Genomic DNA, 19241 nt, shown 5'->3' with positions numbered 1-19241 from the left:
TTAGTCTCAGCACCATCTCAGCTCGCCCCCAGCAAGCTGGTCCCACAAGCCCATGGAGGAGGGGACCACAGCGATGAACAAGCGAAAGGTGACCCTGGCCGCGGCAGCGGCCACGGTGGTCACCGGCGCGGCAGGCCTCAGCCTGCTCGCCATGCCCGCAGGCGCAGGTCAGCCGCCGACGCTTCCGCCCATCACCCCGGAAGCGCTGGTCGAGCAGGTCCTGACGACGAAGCCGGCCGCGTTCGGCGGCACCGTGCAGGCCGAGAACAAGCTCGGGTTGCCTGCGATCGCCGAGATCCCGCAGCTGGCCGACGGCAACCACACCGCGCGGATCTGGACCGACGGGGACGAGAAGTTCCGCCTCGCCCTGCCGACGGGCCAGTCCGAGCAGACGATCGTCAACGACGGCAAGACCACCTGGTCGTGGAACTCGCAGACCAACGAGGTCACGAAGGCCGAGCACGGGGCCGACGCCGGGAAGGCGCCCGCGGAGGCGAAGGCCGTCGACCCGACGACCGCGGCCAGGGAGATCGTGAACCTGACGAAGGAGTCGAGCGACCTCAGCGTCGACGGCACCGCGCGGGTCGCCGACCGCGCGGCCTACGAGCTCGTCCTCACCCCGAAGCCGACCGAGAAGACCCTCGTCCGCGAGGTCCGCATCGCCGTCGACTCCGAGACGAAGATGCCGCTGCGGGTCGCGATCCACACGAACGGCGCCAGCTCCCCCGCTGCCCAGGTCGGCTTCACCCAGCTGACCGTGGGACCGCAGGACGCGAAGCTGTTCGAGTTCACCCCGGCCGCCGGTGCGAAGGTCACGACGCCCGAGGCCAAGGAGCAGCGGGGTGACCGCAAGCCCGAGGCCGCGCTGGAGCAGGCGTTGCAGGGCAAGGACCCGCAGTTCTTCGGCGACGGCTGGGACACCGTGGTCGGCGCGCGCATCCCGGCTCAGGCCATGACCCGGGTGCCCGCCGAGGCGCAGGGGCTGGTCGACCGGTTCACGAAGAAGGTCAGCGGCAGCTGGGGCACCGGCAAGCTGTTCACCACGAAGGTCGCGAACGTCCTGATCGCGGACGACGGCCGCGTGGTCGCGGGTGCCGTTCCCGAGCAGGTCCTGTTCGACACGATCGGACAGGTGAAGTGACCACCTCGACCAGCGCGCCGGCGGCCGCACCGGTGCAGACCGGGGTCGCCGCGCGGACCAGGGGTCTGCGCAAGGAGTACGGGAGCACGGTCGCCGTGGACCGCGTCGACCTGGAGCTGCCGGAGGGGGCCGTGCTCGGCATGCTCGGCCCCAACGGGTCGGGCAAGACGACCACGATCCGGATGCTGCTCGGGTTGGTGCGGCCCACCAAGGGGGAGATCGAACTGCTCGGCCGGCCGCTTCCGGACGGGGCCGAGCAGGCGCTGCCGCACGTGGGCGCGCTGGTCGAGGGTCCGGGGTTCCACCCGTTCCTGAGCGGGCGGGAGAACCTCATCCGCTGTGCCGCGTTCGAGCCGCTGCTGCCGAAGAAGCAGGTCAAGCAGGCGGTGGAGGACGCACTCGAACGCGTCGGGCTTGCCCAGGCGGCCCACCGCAGGTTCCGCGGGTACTCGCTCGGCATGAAGCAACGTCTCGGCCTCGCCGGGGCGTTGCTCGTGCCGCGCAGGCTCGTCGTGCTGGACGAGCCCACCAACGGGCTCGACCCGGCCGGCACCAGGGAGATCCGCAAGATCATCGCCGAGCTGCACGCGAGCGGCAGCACCGTGATGGTGTCGAGCCACCTGCTCAGCGAGGTCGAGGCGACCTGCACCCACGTCGCCGTGCTGCACCGGGGAACCGTTGTGGCGCAAGGAGAGCTGACCGAGCTGCTGCAGGCGGGCGGTTCGGCGCTGCAGGTGGTCACGCCGGACGTGGAGGACGCGCTCGGCGCACTGCGCCAGGCCCGCATCTCCGCGCGGCCGCTCGGCGAGGGCCTGCGGGTCGAGCTCGCGGGGACCAGTGCCCCGCAGGTGATCGAGACGCTGGTCAAGGCCGGCGTGCACGTCCACGAGGCGACGCGCTGGAAGACCGGCCTGGAGGAGCTGTTCGCGCGGCTCACCGAGGCCGAGGAGGCCGAGCGCGGGATGTCCGCCGTGGACACGCTGGACGGGGGAACGCGATGATCACGCGTCAGCTGGGGTCCGAGGTGCGCTGGATGCTGCGCAGGCCGCGGACCCTCATCGGGTTGTTCGGCCTGGTGCTCGTGCCCATCGTCATCAGCTTCGGCATCTGGACGGCCGACGGCGACGGCGGCGGGCCCGGCCTGTCCGCGATCCTCACCGGCAACGGCCTGGTCGTGTCCATCTTCACGCTGTTCCTGTCGCTCAACCTGCTGCTGCCGCTGGTGGCGTCCATCTGGGCGGCGGACGGGCTCGCGGGCGAGGCGCAGCACGGCACGTTGCGCGGGCTGCTGGTCGCGCCGGTGTCACGGGTGCGGCTGCTGTTCGTGAAGCTGTTCGGCATCAGCGCGATGTCGCTGCTGGCCGTCACGCTGATGGCGGTCGTCGGCATGGCCGCGGGCACGGCGTTCCTGGGCAACGACGGCATGATGACGTTGTCCGGCAACACCCTGTCGACCGGTGAGGGCCTGCTGCGGATCGCGTTCTTCATCGTGCTGGTGACGTTCCAGATGATCGCGGTCGGCGCGGTGGCGCTGGCCGTCTCGTCGACCACCGAGCACCCGCTGGTGGTGCAGGCGGCCACGATGACCGGGATCATCGTGTTCCAGGTGCTGGGGCAGTTCCCGTCGCTCGACTGGCTGCACCCGTTCCTGCTCACGACCGGGTTCCCCGGCTTGGTCGACGTGATGCGCGACCCGATGCCGCTCGACCAGATCTGGGACAGCACCCTGCTCGCGGGCTGCTACCTGCTGATCGGCACCGGCCTGGCGGCGGCTCGCCTGATCACGAAGGACAACTGACGTCTGCCTGGGCAGGCAGGGGGGTCAGCGGAAGCCGCCCTCGCTGTTGATGACCTGGCCGGTGACCCAGCCGGCGTCGTCGGTGCAGAGCCACGAGACCAGCCGGGCGGCGTCGTCCGGCTGGCCCCAGCGGCCCAGCGGCATCCGCTCCCGCACCCACTCGTGCGCCTCCGGCGTCGCGTAGCCGGTGTCCGTCGGGCCGGGGTTCACGGCGTTGACCGTGATCCCCTGCCTGATCAGGTGGTGCGACAACGTCGGCAGGATTCCCACCAGGGCCCCCTTCGACGCCGCGTACGCGACCTCACCGGGCATCGGGCCCAGGTTCTGACCGGACGTCATGAGCACGACCCGTCCGCCGCGAGCACCGTCGTGCTGCCGGGCAAACGCTTGCGCGAGCAGGATCGTCGACCGCGTGTTCACCGCGTGGTGCGCGTCGAGCATCGCCGCGTCCAGCTCGCCCAACGGCCCGTCACCGCCGGAGCGGGCGTGGTTGCAGACCAGGACGTCGACCCGGCCGTACGCCTCGACCGCGGCCGCCACCAGCCGGTCGGGCGCGTCCGGCTCGGCCAGGTCGAGGCCCAGGTGCTCGACCCGTCCGCCGATGCCCGCGACGACCTCGTCGACCGAGTCGGCACCCCACGGCTGTTCGGCGTCGTGCGGCACGTGGTGCTGCACGAACAGCTCCGCGCCGAGTCCGGCCAAGCGCGTGGCGATCGCGTACCCGATGCCCTGCCGCCTGCTCACGCCCGTGACCAGTGCGACCCGCCCGTCGAGATGTCCCATGGGCCAACAACTACCCGACGCGCGCGACACCGTCCAAGTCGATTGCGAGCCGCACCCGGTCACCGACCGACACCGGTCCGACGGCCTCGTACTCCTCGCCGTCGATCTCCACGAGCAACCGCACGTGGTCGCGCCGGTGCACCCGTTCCACCACCGTCCCGGACAACGGCCCGTCGGCGTCGACGCGCAACGCCGTCGCCCGCAGCCCCACTCGCGCAACGTCCAGCCCGACGAACGAACCGGGCACGAACTTGCCGCACCCCAGGAACTTCGCCGTCTCCACGTCGACCGGCGCCGACCAGACCTCCGCGGGCGGCCCGACCTGGACGACCCGGCCGCGCGACATGATCGCCACCCGGTCGGCCAGCGTGAACGCCTCGTCGTGGTCGTGCGTCACGACCAGCGCCGTCGTGGCCGACTCCCGCAGCAGCCGCGCCAGGTCCACCGCGAGCTGCTCGCGCAACGCCCGGTCCAGCGCCGACAGCGGTTCGTCCAGCAGCAGCAACCGCGGTGACGGCGCCAGCGCCCGTGCCAGCGCCACCCGTTGCTGCTCGCCGCCGGACAGCTGCGTCACGCGCCGGTCGGCGTACCCGTCGAGGCCGACGAGCTCCAGCAGCGACACCACCCGCTTGTCGCGCTCCTCGCGGTCGACGCCCCGCATCCGCAGCCCGAACGCCACGTTGCCCGCCACCGACCGGTGCGGGAACAGCTGCCCGTCCTGGAACACCAGCCCGAACCCCCGCCGGTGCACCGGCACGCCGGCCAGGTCAGCGCCGTCCCAGCGCACCGCGCCCGCGGACGGCTTCTCCAGTCCCGCGACAGTGCGCAGCAGCGTCGACTTGCCGCAGCCGGACGGCCCGAGCAGCGCCACGACCTCGCCGTCGGCGACCTCCAGCGACACGCCGTCGACGGCCGTCGTCCGTCCATACCGGACGGTGATCGAGCCGAGTGCCAGTGCCATCAGAACTCCCCGCTGCTCGGCACGCGCAACCGCTCGATCAGCAGCACGCACCCGACCGTGACGACCATCAGCAGCGCGCACGCCGCGTAGGCCATCTGGCTGTTCAACTCCCCCGGCCGCGACATCAGCCGCGCGATCACCACCGGCAGCGTCGGCGACTCCGGCCGCGCCAGGAAGCTCGTGGCACCGAACTCCCCCAGCGCCACCACGTACCCGAACCCGGCCGCCGCCGCGAGCGAGCGCCCGACCAGCGGCAGGTCGACCTCGCGCCACACGCGGGCGGGCGAGGCGCCCAGCGTGGCCGCCGCCTGCCGCAGCCGTTCGTCGACCGCCCGCAGCACGGGCAGCACCATCCGCACGACCAGCGGCGTCACGACCAGCGCCTGCGCCAGCGGCACCAGCAGCGGCGAGGTGCGGAAGTCGCCCGGCAGCGCGTCCATCGTGATGAGGTACCCGAAGCCGACGGTCACCGCGGACACGCCCAGCGGCAGCATCAGCGCGGTGTCCAGCACCTCGGCGAACCGGCCGCCCGCGCGCCGCAACCCGACCAGCACGACCGCCGAGAACACCCCGACCACCAGCGCCACGGCGGTCGCGTCGAACGCCGTGCGCACCGAGTTGAGCGCCGCGTCGATCCCGGTGACCGCGAGCGTCCCGCGGTCACCGCGGGTGGCCAGCGCGGCGTACCCAGCGAGGCTCCAGCCGTCCCTTGTGGACAGCGAGCGCGTGACCAGCCCCACCACCGGCGTCAGCAGCGCGGCCACGACGGCGAACGCCGCGAGGACCACGTACCACTCACCACCGGACGGCCGGCGTGCCAGCTCCTCCCTGCCGCGCAACGACAGCGCGGTCTCCCGCCGCCTGCGGGCCAGTGCTCCGAGCACCAGCACCGCCAGCACTGCGGCGAACTGGAGCAACGACAGCGCGGCGGCACCGGACAGGTCGAACAGCTCGACCGTCCGCAGGTAGATCTCGGTCTCCAGGGTCCGGTACCGCGACCCGCCGAGCACCAGCACCACACCGAAGCTGGTGGCGCAGAACAGGAACACCACCGCCGCGGCCGACCCGACCGCGGGGGCCAGCGCCGGCAGCACCACCGACAGGAACGCCCGCGGCCGTGACGCCCCCAGCGCACGGGCGGCGTCCTCGGCCCGCCGGTCCGTGTGCGCCCACAGCCCGCCGACGGTCCGCGCGACCACGGCGACGTTGAAGAACGCGTTCGCCAGCACGATCGGCAGCACCCCGCCGTCGGGCCAGAACGTCCGGAACGCCAGGCCCACCACCACGGTCGGCAGCACGAACGGCACCATCACCGCCGCGCGCACGAACCCGAGCCCGCGAATCCGGCACCGGGCCAGCACGAACGCGAGCGGCATCCCGGCGAGCACCGCCACGGCCGTCGAGGCGAGGGCCTGGCCCAGGGTGAACCCGACCAGCTCCCAGGTCTCCCCGGCGAGGACCGCGTCGAGCACCCCGCCCTCGCGCAGGCCGAGGGTGACGATCGCCAGCACCGGCCACGCGAAGAAGAGTCCGAGGAAGGCCAGCGGCAGCAGCGCCGCCGCCGACCACCCGGTGCGGGCCGAGACCAGCGTCAGCCCTGCACGAGCTTGCGCCACTGCTCGACCCAGGCTTCGCGGTTGTCCTTCACCTTGTCGGCGGGCAGCGTCTGCGGGTTCGCCGGCAGCGGGGCGTCCTTCGTCCACGACTCGGGCAGTGCGACGCCCTCGCGCGACGGGTAGACGTACATCTGCTCGGCGACCTGCGCCTGGAACTTCTCGCCCAGCAGGAAGTCGAGGACCTTCTTCGCGTCCTCGGAGTTCTTCGCGCCGGACAGCACGCCCGCGTACTCGACCTGGCGGTAGCAGGTGCCGAGCACGGCCTTGGTCTTGCCGCCCTCCGCCGACGGCGACGACGCGTACGACACGACGATCGGCCGGTCGCCCTTGGTGGCGGAGAACTCCTGGTTGTAGGCCTCTTCCCAGCCGCTCACGACCTTGACGCCGTTGGCCTTGAGCTTGGTCCAGTACTCCTGCCAGCCGTTCTCGCCGAACTTCGCGATCGTGCCGAGCAGGAACGCGAGACCGGGCGAGGACGTGGCCGGGTTCTCCACGACCAGCTTGTCCTTGAACTTCGGGTCGACCAGGTCCTCGTAGGAGGCCGGCTCGACACCGCCGAGCTTCGCCGGGTCGATGTTGAGGCACACGTCACCGACGTCGACTGCCTGCAGCCGGTTCGTGCCGTCGACCTGGTAGCGCTGCGCGCCCTTGGCCGCCTCCGGTGAGGCGTACTCGGCGAAGACGCCCTCGGCCAGCGCCCGCGACGCGAACGTCGAGTCGACGCCGAACGCGACGTCGCCGATCGGGTTCGCCTTGGTGAGCACCAGCTTGTTGGTGAGCTCACCCGCGTCACCGCTCGCGATCTGCTTCACGGTGATGCCGGTGGCCTGCTTGAACTCGTCGAGCAGGCCGTCCTTCACCGCGAACGAGTCGTGCGTCACCAGCGTGACCTCGCGCGCCTGCGGGGCGGTCGACGTGCCGGCCGAGCACCCGGTGACCAGCGCCGCAGCGGTCAGAGCAGCGAAAATCCTTCTCATCATCTCTCCCTACGCCGGTATGACCCGGATCAGGTGGACGGTCGAGGGCTTGCGAGCCCTCCTCTCAGCCCGGCGCTTCACCGGACTCCCGTGGCGAACGCGCAGCTTACGTGACGTGGTGGGACGATCAGGACATGGCCGAGCTGTTGAGCGACGATCAGTTGAACGACGTGCTGCCCAAGCTGCCCGACTGGACCGCCCAGGACGCGGCACTGGTCCGGACGGTGGAGCTCGCGAGCTTCGCGCAGGCGATCATGGTCGTGAACCGGGTCGCGGAGATCGCGGAGAACGACAACCACCACCCGGACGTCGACATCCGGTACAGGACGCTGACATTCCGCCTGAGCACGCACTACAAGGGCGGGATCACCGCGCTGGACGTCTCCCTCGCCGAGGAGATCGACGGGGTGGTGGACGCGCTCTCCTGAGGGAGGCTGCCGTCAGCCGGCGACCCGGCTCGGTGCGCCGTCGGCGGCCTTCTCCTCACCGGAGGGCGGGCCGCCGGCCCGGCGCCGGGCCGCGAGCCCGATCGCGACCAGCGTCAGCAGGCCCGCGGCCGGGTAGCCCCAGCCGAGCACCACGAGGTACCAGGGGCGGGCGAAGTCCCAGATGTTCGGCTGGGCGAGCAGCAGGAACGAGATCAGGAAGCCGCCGGTCAGCAGCACCCACAGGCCGGCGGTGATCGTGCAGAGCACGTGGCCGCCCTCGTAGACCAGCCACAGCAGGGCGGGCACCACCCACACCCAGTGGTGGCTCCACGAGATCGGCGAGACCAGCAGGCCGAGGAACTGCACGCTGACGATCAACGCCAGCACGTCCCTGGTCCTGCTGACGGCGAACCACGTGAGCGCGGCCGCGACGACGACGGCGACGAGGTAGAGCGGCCCGGTCTGCACGTCGTGGCCGACCGTGCGGCTCAGCGCGCCGCGCATCGACTGGTTGATCGCGCTGCCGACCGGCCCGACCCGGCTCGCGTCGCCGAGCAGCTGGAACCAGAACCTGTCCGACTGCGACGGAGAGATCGCCCAGCCGATGCCGTACGTGGCCGCGAAAGCGACGAACGACCAAACGGCCGCCATCCACCTCTTCGTGATGAGGAAGTACAAACCGGAGATCGCGGGCGTCAGCTTGATGCCCGCGGTGAAACCGACACCCGCGCCACCGACCCAGTTGCGCGCGCTCGCGAGCGTGCCGATGAGGATCGCGCACAGCACCAGGTTGATCTGCCCGTAGTTGAGCGTGGTGCGCACCGGCTCGATCCACAGCACCAGCGCGGTCCACAGCATCGCGCGGCGCGGGTCGTCGAGCCTGAGCAGCTTCAGGCTCGTGCGGACGATGAAGTACAGGCACCCGAGGCAGATCAGCTGCCAGATCCAGCGGGAGGCCTCCCACGGCACCCAGCTCATCGGCGTGAAGATCGCGGCCGCGAACGGCGGGTAGGTGAACGGCAGCGGGAAGACGTCCGCGTACTGGTCGAGCCGCCACTCGTAGAGGTCGCCCCGGAACAGGTGCGGTGATCCGTTGCGGTAGACGAGCAGATCGATCATGGTCATCTTCGCCTGGAAGGCGACCATGAGCAGGTGTCCGACCACCGACAGGGCGAGCAGCCACGGCGCTACGGAGAGCACACGCGCTTCCACAGCACGGAGTTTCACGCGGAAAACGTTACTCGATGCAACGCGAGTGGGTACCCGAGCGTCATCAGAACGGGAGAGATCGCCGTAGGGAGTTTTTCTGATCATGTCTGTTGATCTTGTTGTTGCCGCTGTCGCCGCTCTGGGCATGCTGGGAGTCGCGTTCGGAGTGTTCGCGGCGGCCGCTCGGAGCAAGAGCAGCCTTTAGGCAGCTGAAGCCGGAGCAACGTCCACAAACCGTTGCCGCCCAAGCCGAAAGGGGGAGCCTCCACAGTGGAGGCTCCCCCTTCTGGCTTCGTAGCCCTGCTTCAGGACCGCGGTCCTGGCGTCAGGACCTTCTTAGAAGTAGTGCGCGCGACCGCCGATCGGCTTGCCGACCGCGCCGAGAACGGCGAGGATCGCGCCGATGACCAGCAGCACGACACCGATGGTCGTCAGAATGCTGATGCCGGCGAGCCATCCGACGACGAGCAGGATCAGTCCGAGGACGATCATGACACCTCCAGGTGGGGAAATCCTCAACTCGGATACCCCACGAAGGTCGGTACAAACACGAATTTTCTAGCCCCGCACCATGTTCAGCTCTCTGCGCACGTCTCGTGACGATCCGTCATCACGTTCGCCGATGATGTATTCCGCCTCGTGCAGACATTCCTCGCACCGCCGCAGGTCACCGGTCTGCTTGAGGACCTTCCCGAGCAGCACGAGCGTGTGCGCCAGGTCGTAGGTCGCCCGCATCTCCCGCAGCAGGCCCACGGACTCCTCGTAGTACGCGATGGCCTCGGCGTACCGCCCGGCCTTCAGGTGCAGGGCGGCGAGCCCCTCGATGTTGCGGCACAGCACCGGGGTCGGCCGGACGCCGGCCTCCCGCATCGCCGCCCGCGCCTGTTCCCCGACCACGAGCGCCTGCTCGTCGTCACCGGACATCAGGTAGAAGTCGCCGAGGCTCGCGAGGTAGTTCGCCCGCTCCACCCGGTCGGCGAGCCCGTCGGCCAGGTCCCGCACCCCGAGCAGGGCGGCCAGCCCGTCCGCCGCGCGGTCCTGGAACTGGTAGATCTGGGCGAGGCCCCTGGTCAGGTTCACCCTGGAGGCGGGGTCGTCCTCCTCCAGCCGCAGCGCCGCCCGCAGGTGCAGCTCGGCGTCGTCCAACGCTCGCATGGCGATGTACGTGCCGATCAGGCAGCGGTGCATCCGCGCACGGCCCCAGCGGCTGCCGGCGCGTTCCGCCGCCGCGAGCCCCTGGAGGTTGAGCGCCACGGCCACGGCGAGGTCACCGGCCCGCAGGACCGCCAGGTGCATCGAGAGAGCCAGCGCCCACGCGACGTCGTCGGCGCCGGATCGGGCCGCGTGCGCCACGACCCGCAGCAGCGCCGGTTTCTCCGCGGCGAACCACTCCCCCGCGGCGGCCAGGTCCGCGACCGGCCGGACCACCGCGTGCGCGACCGGCGGTGCGACCGGCGGCTCGACGACGACCGACCGGACCTGTGTCCAGGCGAGCAGCGAGGTGTGCAGGTAGTGGTCGAACATGCCGCGCAGCGCGTGCTCCCGTTCGGTCTCCGGCAGCTCGGCGGCCCGTTCCGCCGCGTAGTCGCGCAACAGGTCGTGCAGGGAGTACCGGTCGTCCGCGCCGTGCTGGACGAGGGTGCCGGCGACGAGCTCGCCGAGCGCCGCGCGAGCGGTCTCCACCGGCACCGCGGCGAGGCTGGCCGCGGCGTCGGCCGTGAAGTCGGGGCCGGGGTGCAGGCCGAGGAGCACGAACACCCTCGCCGCGGTCGCGCTGACCGACCGCAGCGACCACGAGAACACGCCGCGGATGCCGGTCGTGGGGTCGTCGATGTCCAGCGCGTCGAGCCGTTCGCCGTCCAGCTCGCCGGCGAGGGTGCCCAGCGCGTCGCCGTACGCGGCACGGGCAGCGACGATGCTCAGCGCGAGCGGCAGACCCGCGCAGCGCCGCACCAGGCGGGCCACCGCCTCGGGTTCCGCCGCCACCCTGGCCGGCCCGATCCGTTCGACCAGCAGGTCGACCGACTGCCGGTCGTCGAGCACGTCCAGCGCGACCGGCAGCGCACCCTCCCGTTCCACCAGCCCGCTGAGCCGGTTGCGACTGGTGACGACCACGAGGGTCGCCGCACCGCCGGGCAGCAACGGCCGCACCTGCTCGACATCACGCGCGTTGTCCAACAGCAGCAGCACGCGGCGTTCGGCCAGCGCCGACCGATAGGCCGCGAGGAGGGCGTCCTCCGCCGCCGGCACACCGGCCGCGGCGAAACCGAGCGCCACCAGGAAGTCACGGGCCACCGACAGCGGGTCGACCGGCTCGGCACGCGAGTCGAACCCGCGCAGGTTCACGTAGAGCTGCCCGTCGGGGAACCGGTCAGCCTGCTCGTGCGCCCACCGCACGGCCAGCGCGGTCTTGCCGACCCCGCCGATCCCGTTGATCGCCGAGATCAGCACCGGCTCACCCGGCCGCGCCCGCACCAGCTCGGTGAGCCGGTCGAGCTCCCGCTCCCTGCCCACGAAGTGCGGGACACCGGCCGGCAGCTGCCGGGGCACGTCGTCGGGCGGCACCTCACCGCTGAGCACCTGCCGGTGCGCGTCGCGCAGCCGTTGCCCGGGACCCGTTCCCAGCTCGGCGGCGAGGCGGGCGCGGACCTCCTCGTAGACCGCCAGCGCCTCCGCCTGCTGGTCCGACCGGTGCAACGCCAGCACCAGCTGCGCCCAGAACACCTCCCGCAACGGGTACCGCGCGACCAGCGCCCGCAGCTCGGGCACGAGCGCGCCGGTGTCGCGGGCGAGGTCCTGGTCGATCCGGCGTTCCAGCGCCACGACCTGTTCTTCGAGCAGCGGTGGCACGTCGTCGCGGTGCAGCGGCTCGGAGACCACGTCGGCCAGCACCGGGCCGCGCCACAGCGCCAGCGCCGCGTGCAGCTCCCCCTGCTCCACCAGCACGCGGAACCGCGTGAGGTCCAGCTGTTCCGGCGCCACCACGGCCGCGTAGCCGCCGCTGCGGGTGGTGACGCAGCCGGCCGCGCCGAGCGCCTGCCGCAGCCGCGTCACGACCATGTGCAACGTCTTGTGCGCCCGGTCCGGTGCGGGCGGTGCGCCGTCCCACAGTCGGTCCACCAGCTCGTCGACGGACACGAACTCGTTGGCGCGCAACAACAGCGTCGCGAGCAGCACCCGGCAGCGGCCGGCCGGGACGGTGACCGGCGCACCGTCGAGCAGGACCTCCAGCGGCCCCAGCACCCGGTACTCGGCCTTCACGCCGTCGTCCCGTCGGCGTCCTCGATCCGGTCGAGCCGGGCGAGCAGGTCCTGCAGGTCCTCCGCCCCCTGGTAGTACGTCGAGTCCTGGCTGCCCTTGATGATCTGCACGGCTTCGAGGAGGCACTCGCGCGCCTGGATGGCGTCCCCCATGGCGATGAACGCCTCGCTCATCTTGCGCAGGCAGTCGGCGATGTTGGTCCCGGTCCGCATGTCCCGCCACATCTGCAACGCCCGCCGGTAGATCACGACGGCCTCGGTGTGCCGCCCCAGCGCGTGGTGGATGTCGCCCAGCGTCTCCGTGTTGCCGCACGGTCCCTCGTCCTGGCCGTTGAAGTCGGTCTCCGCGAACTTCTCGGCCGCCTGCAGGCAGAGCTCCAGGGCCCGCTCGTGCTGCCCGACGGTGTGGTGGGCGCGACCCAGTGCGGCGAGGTGGCGGCCGACCTCGTAGCTGTCGTCCTGGCCCACGATCCGCGGGTGGATCTCCGCCAGCACGTCGAGCGCGTCCGCCAGCCGCCCCTGCCGTTCGTAGGCGAACGCGAGGCCGCGCCGCAGGTGCGCCTCCGCGAGGACGTTGCCGCCGGGCCGGGCGCACCGGATCGCCTCGCGCAGGTGGAACTCGGTCTCCCCGTAGTCGTCGAAGCTCATGAGGATCGCGGCGATCCTGCGGTGCATGAGGCTCTGCGCCTCCACGTCGCCGAGCCGCTGCGCCGCGGCCAGCCCGAGGCGGTGCAGGCCCACCGCCTCCCGCATGTAGCCCTGCCGGGAGAGGTAGCCGTGCAGCATGAACGGCACTCGCCAGACGACGTGGTCCGCACCCAGCTCGTTCGCGCGCTCGACGGTGCCGAACAGCACCGGGTACTCGGCGCCGAACCGCGCCCACGCCACGTCCGAGTCCGGGACCTCCTCGACGACCACCCCCGGCGAGGGCGGCTCCGTGACGACCGGCGGGATGTTGAACTGCAACCGCTGCCAGCAGTTCTGGGTCAGGTGCAGGTAGTGCTCGAACATCCGGTGCACCGCCGCGTCCCGCACCTGCGCCGGCAGCTCGGCCGCCCGTTCCGCCGCGTAGTCGCGCACCAGGTCGTGCTGCGAGTACCGGCCGCTCGCACCGACCTGCACGAGGCTGCCCGCGACCAGCTCGGCGAGCGCGCGCCGGGCCTCGGCCGCCGGCAGCGCGGTGAGGCTCGCCACGGCGCTCAACGCGAAGTCGGGGCCGGGGTGCAGCCCGAGCAGCACGAACGTCCTGGCCGCCGGCTCGCTGACCGACCGCAGCGACCACGAGAACACACCGCGGACGCCGGTGGTCGGGTCGTCGATGTCCAGCGCGTCGAGCCGTTCGTCGTCCAGCTCGTCGGCGAGGGTGCCCAGCGAGTCCCCGTACGCGGCACGCGCCGCGACGATGCTCAGCGCGAGCGGCAACCCGGCACACCGCTTGACCAGCCGCCGCACCGCGTCCGGCTCGGCCTCGACCCTGGCGGCGCCGACGCGTTCGACCAGCAGGGCGACCGCCTGCCGTTCGTCGAGCACGTCCAGCGCGACCGGCAGCGCCCCCTCCCGCGCCACCAGCCCGGCAAGCCGGTTGCGGCTCGTGACGACCACCAGGTTCGCCGCGCCACCGGGCAGCAACGGCCGCACCTGCTCGACGTCACGCGCGTTGTCGAGCACCAGCAACATCCGCCGCTCGGCCAGCGCCGACCGGTACGCCGCCACGAGCGGCTCCCCCGACGTCGGGATCTCGTGCGACGCGAAACCCAGCGCCACCAGGAAGTCGCGGGCCACCGACATCGGGTCCGCGGGCTCGGCCTGGGAGTCGAACCCGCGCAGGTTCACGTAGAGCTGCCCGTCGGGGAACCGGTCGGCCTGCTGGTGCGCCCACTGCACCGCGAGCGCGGTCTTCCCGACGCCGCCGATCCCGTTGATCGCCGAGATCAGCACGGGCTCACCCGGCCGCGTCCGCAACAACTCGGTGAGCCGGTCGAGCTCGCGCTCCCGACCGACGAAGTGCGGCACACCGGCCGGCAACTGCCGCGGCACACCGCCGGACGGCACCTCACCGCTGAGCACCTGCCGGTGCGCGTCGCGCAACCGCTGACCGGGGTCGACCCCGAGCTCGTCGGCGAGGCTCCTGCGCACCTCCTCGTAGACGGCGAGCGCCTCCGCCTGCTGGTTCGACCGGTGCAACGCCAGCACCAGCTGCGCCCAGAACGTCTCCCGCAACGGGTGCTTCCCGATCAACGCCCGCAGCTCGGGCACCAGCACGTCGGTGTCCCGCGCCAGGTCCTCGTCGATGCGCCGCTCCAACGCCACGACGTGCTCCTCCACCAGCGGCGGCACGTCCTCGCGGTGCAACGCCTCCGAAGCGACGTCGGCCAGCACCGGCCCCCGCCACAACCCCAGCGCCGCCCGGAACTCCCCCTGCTCCACCAACGCCCGGAACCGCGTGAGGTCCAGCTGCTCCGGCGCGACCTCCGCGCGGTACCCACCGGACACCGTCCGCACGCAGTTGGCCGCCCCCAACGCCCGCCGCAACCGCAACACGACCGTCTGCAACGTCTTGTGCGCCCGTTCCGCAGCCGGCGGCGCCCCTTCCCACACCCGGTCCACCAACTCGTCGACGGACACGAACTCGTTGGCGCGCAACAACAAGGTGGCCAGCAACACCCGTCCCCGCCCAGCCGGGACGGCGATCGGCTCGCCGTCGGCCAGCACCTCGAGCGGTCCCAGGACGCGGTACTCGACGATCACACAGCGAGAGTCTAGGTGTGATCGTCAACCGAGTACCCGCGCGTTCCGACCGCGCGAGCCGGGAGTCCAGGTCACCGTCAGGACGCGTACGGGTCGATAAGCGTCAGCGGTGTCCGAGCCGCTTCGAGGGCCGGTTCCGGAAAAGCCGAACCGGCCGTGTAGAAGCGCGCACGGGTGCGACCGACAGGTGTGAGGACCCCGGCGGCGACCAGGTCCCTGAGATCACGCTGGGCTCGTTGCAGGCCCAGGTCCTCGGCTCGCTCGTAGCGGGTACGGCGCACCCGGCCCGACATCGCGACGTCGTGCAGAGCCGACACCACCCTCTGCTCCAGCCCCCGGGACGCGGCGAACTCGTCGAGCAGCACCCACACGCGACCAGAACGGTCCAGGCGACTGCGCACGGTCTGCGCCTGCTGGTGGTAAGCGGTGAGGTTGAACCGAACCCAGCCGGAGACGTCCTGGTCAGGACGGTAGATCGCCCCGCGGCTCTGCAGTTCGCGGTAGTACTCCCAGGTGTTGCCCGGCCGCCCGAGCCACGCCTCGATCGAGGAGAACTCCGGCGCCAGCTCTCCCTCCCTGGCGATCATGAGCGTCTGGAGCGACCGGGACATGCGGCCGTTCCCGTCCGCCCACGGGTGGATGGAGACGAGGTGGAGATGCGCCATCGCGGCACGCACGAGCGGATGACTGCCGTCGTCCGCGTTCAGCCACTCCACCAGCTCGCCCATCAAATCCGGCACGTCGGCCGCTTCGGGCGCCGTGTACACCGCGATGCTGGGGTCTCGGGCATCCGTCACGTACACCGCGCCGCGACGCCACTGGCCAGCCGGCTTGCGCGGGGTGTTGCGGTGCCCCTGCAGCATCCAGTGGAGCGCGTTGAGGAGCTCCTTGCCGTACCGGAAGTCCTCGACGTCGTGCAGCGTCTGGATGTACGTCATCATCCGCTGGTAGGCGAGCGTCTCCTCGCGATCTTCTTCGGAGACGTCGACGTCCCGTTCACCGTCGATCAGGTCCTCGACGTCCACGGTGGACACCTTGAAGCCTTCGATCGAGTTGGAGGCGGCTACCGCGTCAGCGGTCAGGAACTTGCGCAGCCCGTCGGTCCACTTCGTCGGAGCGGACCGGACCTGGAGGCGCAACGAGCGCCGCAGTTCCTCGATCTCGTGCAGAACACGCTGATCTTCGGACCTGAGGGCGGGCGTGGGGTACAGCATCGACCAACAATAGAATGACGCAAACATTGCGTCAATGCGTCAGGTGCCGGACCTCCACGATCCGGCACCGTCGTCCGGGGTCAGACGTTGAAGCGGAACTCCACGACGTCGCCGTCCGCCATCACGTAGTCCTTGCCCTCCATGCGGACCTTGCCCGCCGCCTTCGCGTCGGCCTTCGAGCCCGCGGCCACCAGGTCGTCGAACGACACGACCTCGGCCTTGATGAAGCCCTTCTCGAAGTCGGTGTGGATGACGCCCGCGGCCTGCGGGGCCGTCGCGCCCTGCGGGATGGTCCACGCCCGCGCTTCCTTCGGGCCCGCGGTCAGGTAGGTCTGCAGGCCGAGGGTGTGGAAGCCGGCGCGGGCGAGCGAGTGCAGGCCCGGCTCGTGCTGGCCGATGGACTCCAGCAGTTCGAGGGCCGACTCCTGGTCGAGCTCCAGCAGCTCGGACTCGACCTTGGCGTCGAGGAACACCGCGTCGGCCGGGGCGACCAGCTCGCGCAGCTCCTTCTGGCGGGCCTCGTCGCCCAGCACGCCCTCGTCGGCGTTGAAGACGTAGAGGAACGGCTTGGTCGTGAGCAGGGACAGCTCGCGGATCAGCGCGTGGTCCACCTCGGACTTCGCGGAGAACAGCGTGCGGCCGGAGTCGAGGATCTCCTTGGCCTTCTGCGCGGCCTCGAGGGCGGGGCGGCGGTCCTTCTGCATCCGCGCCTCCTTCTCCAGGCGCGGGACGGCCTTCTCCAGGGTCTGGAGGTCGGCGAGGATCAGCTCGGTGTTGATCGTCTCCATGTCGGAGGCGGGGTCGACGCGGCCGTCGACGTGCACCACGTCGGGGTCGTCGAACACGCGGATGACCTGGCAGATCGCGTTGGCCTCGCGGATGTTGGCGAGGAACTTGTTGCCGAGGCCCTCGCCCTCCGACGCGCCCTTGACGATGCCTGCGATGTCGACGAACGACACCACGGCCGGCACCTCGCGCTCCGAGCCGAAGATCTCGGCGAGCTTGGTGAGGCGCGCGTCCGGCAGCGGCACGACGCCGACGTTCGGCTCGATGGTCGCGAACGGGTAGTTCGCGGCGAGCACGTCGTTGCGCGTCAGTGCGTTGAAGAGGGTGGACTTGCCGACGTTGGGCAGGCCGACGATACCGAGGGTCAAACTCACGGGTGACGAGTCTACGGCAGGCCACGGTGGTGTCCGATTCCCGCGAGCCATAGCGCGTTCTCGCTGGCAGGATCGCTGACATGGTCATCGACGAAGAACACGCGTACCGGGTGTGCGCCGCACGTGACGCCCGGTTCGACGGGTGCTTCATCCACGCGGTGCGCACGACCGGCATCTACTGCCGGCCGTCGTGCCCCGCGGTGACCCCGAAGCGCCGCAACAGCCGGTTCTTCCTCACCGCGGCCGCCGCGCAGTCCGCTGGCTTCCGCGCCTGCCGCCGCTGCCTGCCCGACGCCACGCCCGGTTCGCCGGAGTGGAACCTGCGCGCCGACCTGGCCGCCCGCGCGATGCGGCTGATCAGCGACGGCGTGGTCGAACGCGACGGCGTGTCCGGCCTGGCGACGAAGCTCGGCTACTCGGAACGCCACCTCACGCGGGTGCTGACCGCCGAGCTGGGCGCGGGTCCGCTGGCGCTGGCCCGTGCCCATCGCGCGCACGCCGCCCGTTTGCTGATCGAGACGACCGAGATGGCATTCGCCGACATCGCGTTCGCGGCCGGGTTCGCCTCGGTGCGGCAGTTCAACGACACCATCCGCATGGTGTTCGCCTCCACCCCCTCCGACATGCGCGGCCGCGGCAAGGCGCCGGTCGGCACGCCGGGCCGGATCGTGCTGCGCCTGCCCTACCGGCCCCCGTTCGACGTCGTCGGCCTGCTCGCGCACTTCCGCGCGCACGCACTGCCCGGCGTCGAGGAGGTCACCGACGACTCCTACGCGCGCACGCTGCTCCTGCCGCACGGCGAGGCGACCGTGCGGCTGACGTTCCCGGCCGACCACGTCCTGTGCTCGCTGCGCTTGGCCGACGTTCGCGACCTGGGCGCCGCCGTAGCGCGGGTGCGGCGCCTGCTGGACCTCGACGCCGACCCGGTGGCCGTGGACTCGTTCCTCGGCGCCGACCCGCTGATCGGCCCGCTGGTCCGCGCGGTCCCCGGCATCCGCGTCGCGGGCAGCGTCGACGGCGCCGAGACCCTGCTGCGCCTCGTGGCCCCGTTCGCGGGCGTCCCGCTGCGGGTCCCGGACGGCGCGCTGACGCACCTGTACTCGGCGGGTGACCACCCGGTGGCCGAGGCGCTGGCGAGCGGCAGACTCGTCGTGGACGTGGGCCGCTCCCTCGAAGACCTGACCGAAGAGCTCGCACCCCTGGTCGGCGCCCAGAACGCCGACGAGGTGGCCATGCGGGTCCTGGGCGCACCGGACGTCCTGGTGCTCCCCGCGCGACTGCGCGACCTGGCTCCCCACGGCCCGGACTGGCGGCCGTGGCGCTCCTACGCGAGCGCACACCTGACGAGGAAGGCAGCAACCCCATGAGCGTCGCCCACACGTCCACCGTGGACACCCCGACCGGCCCGTTCACCGCGGTCGTCGCGGCGGACGGAGCGGTGCTGGCCAGCGGCTGGACCGCGGACCTCGCCCTGCTGACGCCGCAGATCCACGCCTCGCTGATGCCGTCGGAGATCGTCCCGCGCCCCGACCTCGGCACCGTGACGAAGGCCGTCGAGGCCTATCACGAGGGTGACCTGGAGGTGATCGACACCGTCGAGGTGCGGCAGAAGTCCGGACCGTTCCTGCAGCACGCGTGGGACGTCCTGCGCACCGTCCGCGCCGGCGAGCCGGTCACCTACAGCGAGTACGCGTCCCTGTCCGGGCGTCCGGCGGCGGTGCGGGCGGCGGCGTCGGCGTGCGCGCGGAACTCCGCAGCCTTGTTCGTGCCGTGCCACCGCGTGATCCGGATCGGTGGGGACCTGGGTGGGTTCCGCTGGGGGTTGGACGTGAAGCGCTGGCTGCTCGCGCACGAGAGCTGAGCCCCGGGCGATAGGGACCGGGCGCGGAACGGCAGTTCGGGCAAGGCGGCGGAGCGAGACGCGTCCGGGCGAAGCGGAGCCAGCG

At 71.6% G+C, this 19241-nt stretch carries 16 protein-coding genes; 6 read left to right on the top strand and 10 right to left on the bottom strand.

All coding sequences use genetic code 11. The features are described from left to right. Nucleotides 1-73: 73 nt before the first annotated feature. The 3 genes from ACZ7CH_RS18110 to ACZ7CH_RS18100 are packed head-to-tail and all read left to right on the top strand — an operon-like array spanning nucleotide 74 to nucleotide 2939. Nucleotides 74-1141 (top strand): LolA family protein, encoded by a 1068-nt coding sequence (locus tag ACZ7CH_RS18110; RefSeq protein WP_458429319.1) that lies wholly within the window; start codon nucleotides 74-76, stop codon nucleotides 1139-1141. Continuing rightward, nucleotides 1138-2142, top strand: a complete 1005-nt coding sequence (locus tag ACZ7CH_RS18105; protein WP_360386096.1) for an ABC transporter ATP-binding protein — start codon at nucleotides 1138-1140, stop codon at nucleotides 2140-2142. Before ACZ7CH_RS18110 ends, ACZ7CH_RS18105 begins: the two co-directional genes overlap by 4 nt. Then, on the top strand, nucleotides 2139-2939 hold the full coding sequence (locus ACZ7CH_RS18100; protein ID WP_360386094.1) for an ABC transporter permease: 801 nt from the start codon (nucleotides 2139-2141) through the stop codon (nucleotides 2937-2939). Before ACZ7CH_RS18105 ends, ACZ7CH_RS18100 begins: the two co-directional genes overlap by 4 nt. Nucleotides 2940-2963: 24 nt before the next feature. Here ACZ7CH_RS18100 and ACZ7CH_RS18095 read toward each other — a convergent pair whose 3' ends face one another. From ACZ7CH_RS18095 to ACZ7CH_RS18080, 4 genes are read right to left on the bottom strand one after another with little or no spacing between them, the layout of a single operon-like run. Next, nucleotides 2964-3722, bottom strand: coding sequence for an SDR family oxidoreductase (locus ACZ7CH_RS18095; RefSeq protein ID WP_470369411.1), 759 nt, complete (start codon nucleotides 3720-3722; stop codon nucleotides 2964-2966). Between the two features lie 10 nt (nucleotides 3723-3732). Continuing rightward, entirely contained in the window at nucleotides 3733-4683 is a 951-nt protein-coding gene (locus ACZ7CH_RS18090; protein ID WP_360386089.1) for an ABC transporter ATP-binding protein, read from the bottom strand. Then, complete coding sequence (locus ACZ7CH_RS18085) at nucleotides 4683-6299, bottom strand: ABC transporter permease (RefSeq protein ID WP_470374377.1); 1617 nt, start codon at nucleotides 6297-6299, stop codon at nucleotides 4683-4685. The genes ACZ7CH_RS18090 and ACZ7CH_RS18085 overlap by 1 nt, the downstream gene beginning before the upstream one ends. Next, nucleotides 6275-7279 carry a thiamine ABC transporter substrate-binding protein gene (locus ACZ7CH_RS18080; protein ID WP_458429323.1) on the bottom strand — a complete coding sequence of 335 codons (1005 nt, stop codon included), beginning with the start codon at nucleotides 7277-7279 and terminating at the stop codon, nucleotides 6275-6277. Before ACZ7CH_RS18080 ends, ACZ7CH_RS18085 begins: the two co-directional genes overlap by 25 nt. Before the next feature lie 131 nt (nucleotides 7280-7410). Here ACZ7CH_RS18080 and ACZ7CH_RS18075 point away from each other — a divergent pair, with 131 nt between their 5' ends. After that, the gene (locus ACZ7CH_RS18075; RefSeq protein ID WP_360386084.1) at nucleotides 7411-7704 is read left to right on the top strand and encodes a 4a-hydroxytetrahydrobiopterin dehydratase; all 294 of its coding nucleotides are present in this window, start codon (nucleotides 7411-7413) and stop codon (nucleotides 7702-7704) included. A 12-nt stretch (nucleotides 7705-7716) separates the two neighbouring features. Here ACZ7CH_RS18075 and ACZ7CH_RS18070 read toward each other — a convergent pair whose 3' ends face one another. The 6 genes from ACZ7CH_RS18070 to ychF form a co-directional block, all read right to left on the bottom strand. Beyond that, entirely contained in the window at nucleotides 7717-9018 is a 1302-nt protein-coding gene (locus tag ACZ7CH_RS18070; RefSeq protein WP_470374376.1) for a mannosyltransferase, read from the bottom strand. Nucleotides 9019-9249: 231 nt separating this feature from the next. Next, entirely contained in the window at nucleotides 9250-9405 is a 156-nt protein-coding gene (locus ACZ7CH_RS18065) for a DUF6131 family protein (RefSeq protein WP_170067891.1), read from the bottom strand. 66 nt (nucleotides 9406-9471) lie between these two features. Continuing rightward, a complete protein-coding gene (locus tag ACZ7CH_RS18060) occupies nucleotides 9472-12174 on the bottom strand; it encodes an AfsR/SARP family transcriptional regulator (RefSeq protein ID WP_470374375.1) in 2703 nt (900 codons plus the stop codon). Beyond that, nucleotides 12171-14921, bottom strand: coding sequence for an AfsR/SARP family transcriptional regulator (locus ACZ7CH_RS18055; protein ID WP_470374374.1), 2751 nt, complete (start codon nucleotides 14919-14921; stop codon nucleotides 12171-12173). The genes ACZ7CH_RS18060 and ACZ7CH_RS18055 overlap by 4 nt, the downstream gene beginning before the upstream one ends. 77 nt (nucleotides 14922-14998) lie before the next feature. Then, a complete protein-coding gene (locus ACZ7CH_RS18050; RefSeq protein WP_458429328.1) occupies nucleotides 14999-16135 on the bottom strand; it encodes a Fic family protein in 1137 nt (378 codons plus the stop codon). Between the two features lie 80 nt (nucleotides 16136-16215). Further along, on the bottom strand, nucleotides 16216-17295 hold the full coding sequence (gene ychF, locus ACZ7CH_RS18045; protein ID WP_360386074.1) for a redox-regulated ATPase YchF: 1080 nt from the start codon (nucleotides 17293-17295) through the stop codon (nucleotides 16216-16218). Between the two features lie 80 nt (nucleotides 17296-17375). Between ychF and ACZ7CH_RS18040 the strand changes: the two genes are divergently transcribed. After that, nucleotides 17376-18662 carry a bifunctional transcriptional activator/DNA repair enzyme AdaA gene (locus tag ACZ7CH_RS18040; protein ID WP_470374373.1) on the top strand — a complete coding sequence of 429 codons (1287 nt, stop codon included), beginning with the start codon at nucleotides 17376-17378 and terminating at the stop codon, nucleotides 18660-18662. Further along, nucleotides 18659-19156 (top strand): methylated-DNA--[protein]-cysteine S-methyltransferase, encoded by a 498-nt coding sequence (locus ACZ7CH_RS18035; protein ID WP_458429329.1) that lies wholly within the window; start codon nucleotides 18659-18661, stop codon nucleotides 19154-19156. The genes ACZ7CH_RS18040 and ACZ7CH_RS18035 overlap by 4 nt, the downstream gene beginning before the upstream one ends. Nucleotides 19157-19241 lie beyond the last annotated feature (85 nt).

The organism is Lentzea sp. NPDC037011 (assembly GCF_055607425.1).
This window is presented reverse-complemented; position numbering and strand designations above follow the sequence as displayed.

Bases quoted from the DNA above. Each gene is read 5' to 3' on its own strand.
- ACZ7CH_RS18110 (WP_458429319.1), top strand. From the start codon at position 74: ATGAACAAGCGAAAGGTGACCCTGGCCGCGGCAGCGGCCACGGTGGTC.
- ACZ7CH_RS18100 (WP_360386094.1), top strand. From the start codon at position 2,139: ATGATCACGCGTCAGCTGGGGTCCGAGGTGCGCTGGATGCTGCGCAGG.
- ACZ7CH_RS18095 (WP_470369411.1), bottom strand. From the start codon at position 3,722: ATGGGACATCTCGACGGGCGGGTCGCACTGGTCACGGGCGTGAGCAGG.
- ACZ7CH_RS18090 (WP_360386089.1), bottom strand. From the start codon at position 4,683: ATGGCACTGGCACTCGGCTCGATCACCGTCCGGTATGGACGGACGACG.
- ACZ7CH_RS18080 (WP_458429323.1), bottom strand. From the start codon at position 7,279: ATGATGAGAAGGATTTTCGCTGCTCTGACCGCTGCGGCGCTGGTCACC.
- ACZ7CH_RS18075 (WP_360386084.1), top strand. From the start codon at position 7,411: ATGGCCGAGCTGTTGAGCGACGATCAGTTGAACGACGTGCTGCCCAAG.
- ACZ7CH_RS18070 (WP_470374376.1), bottom strand. From the start codon at position 9,018: ATGATCAGAAAAACTCCCTACGGCGATCTCTCCCGTTCTGATGACGCT.
- ACZ7CH_RS18065 (WP_170067891.1), bottom strand. From the start codon at position 9,405: ATGATCGTCCTCGGACTGATCCTGCTCGTCGTCGGATGGCTCGCCGGC.
- ACZ7CH_RS18050 (WP_458429328.1), bottom strand. From the start codon at position 16,135: ATGCTGTACCCCACGCCCGCCCTCAGGTCCGAAGATCAGCGTGTTCTG.
- ACZ7CH_RS18040 (WP_470374373.1), top strand. From the start codon at position 17,376: ATGGTCATCGACGAAGAACACGCGTACCGGGTGTGCGCCGCACGTGAC.
- ACZ7CH_RS18035 (WP_458429329.1), top strand. From the start codon at position 18,659: ATGAGCGTCGCCCACACGTCCACCGTGGACACCCCGACCGGCCCGTTC.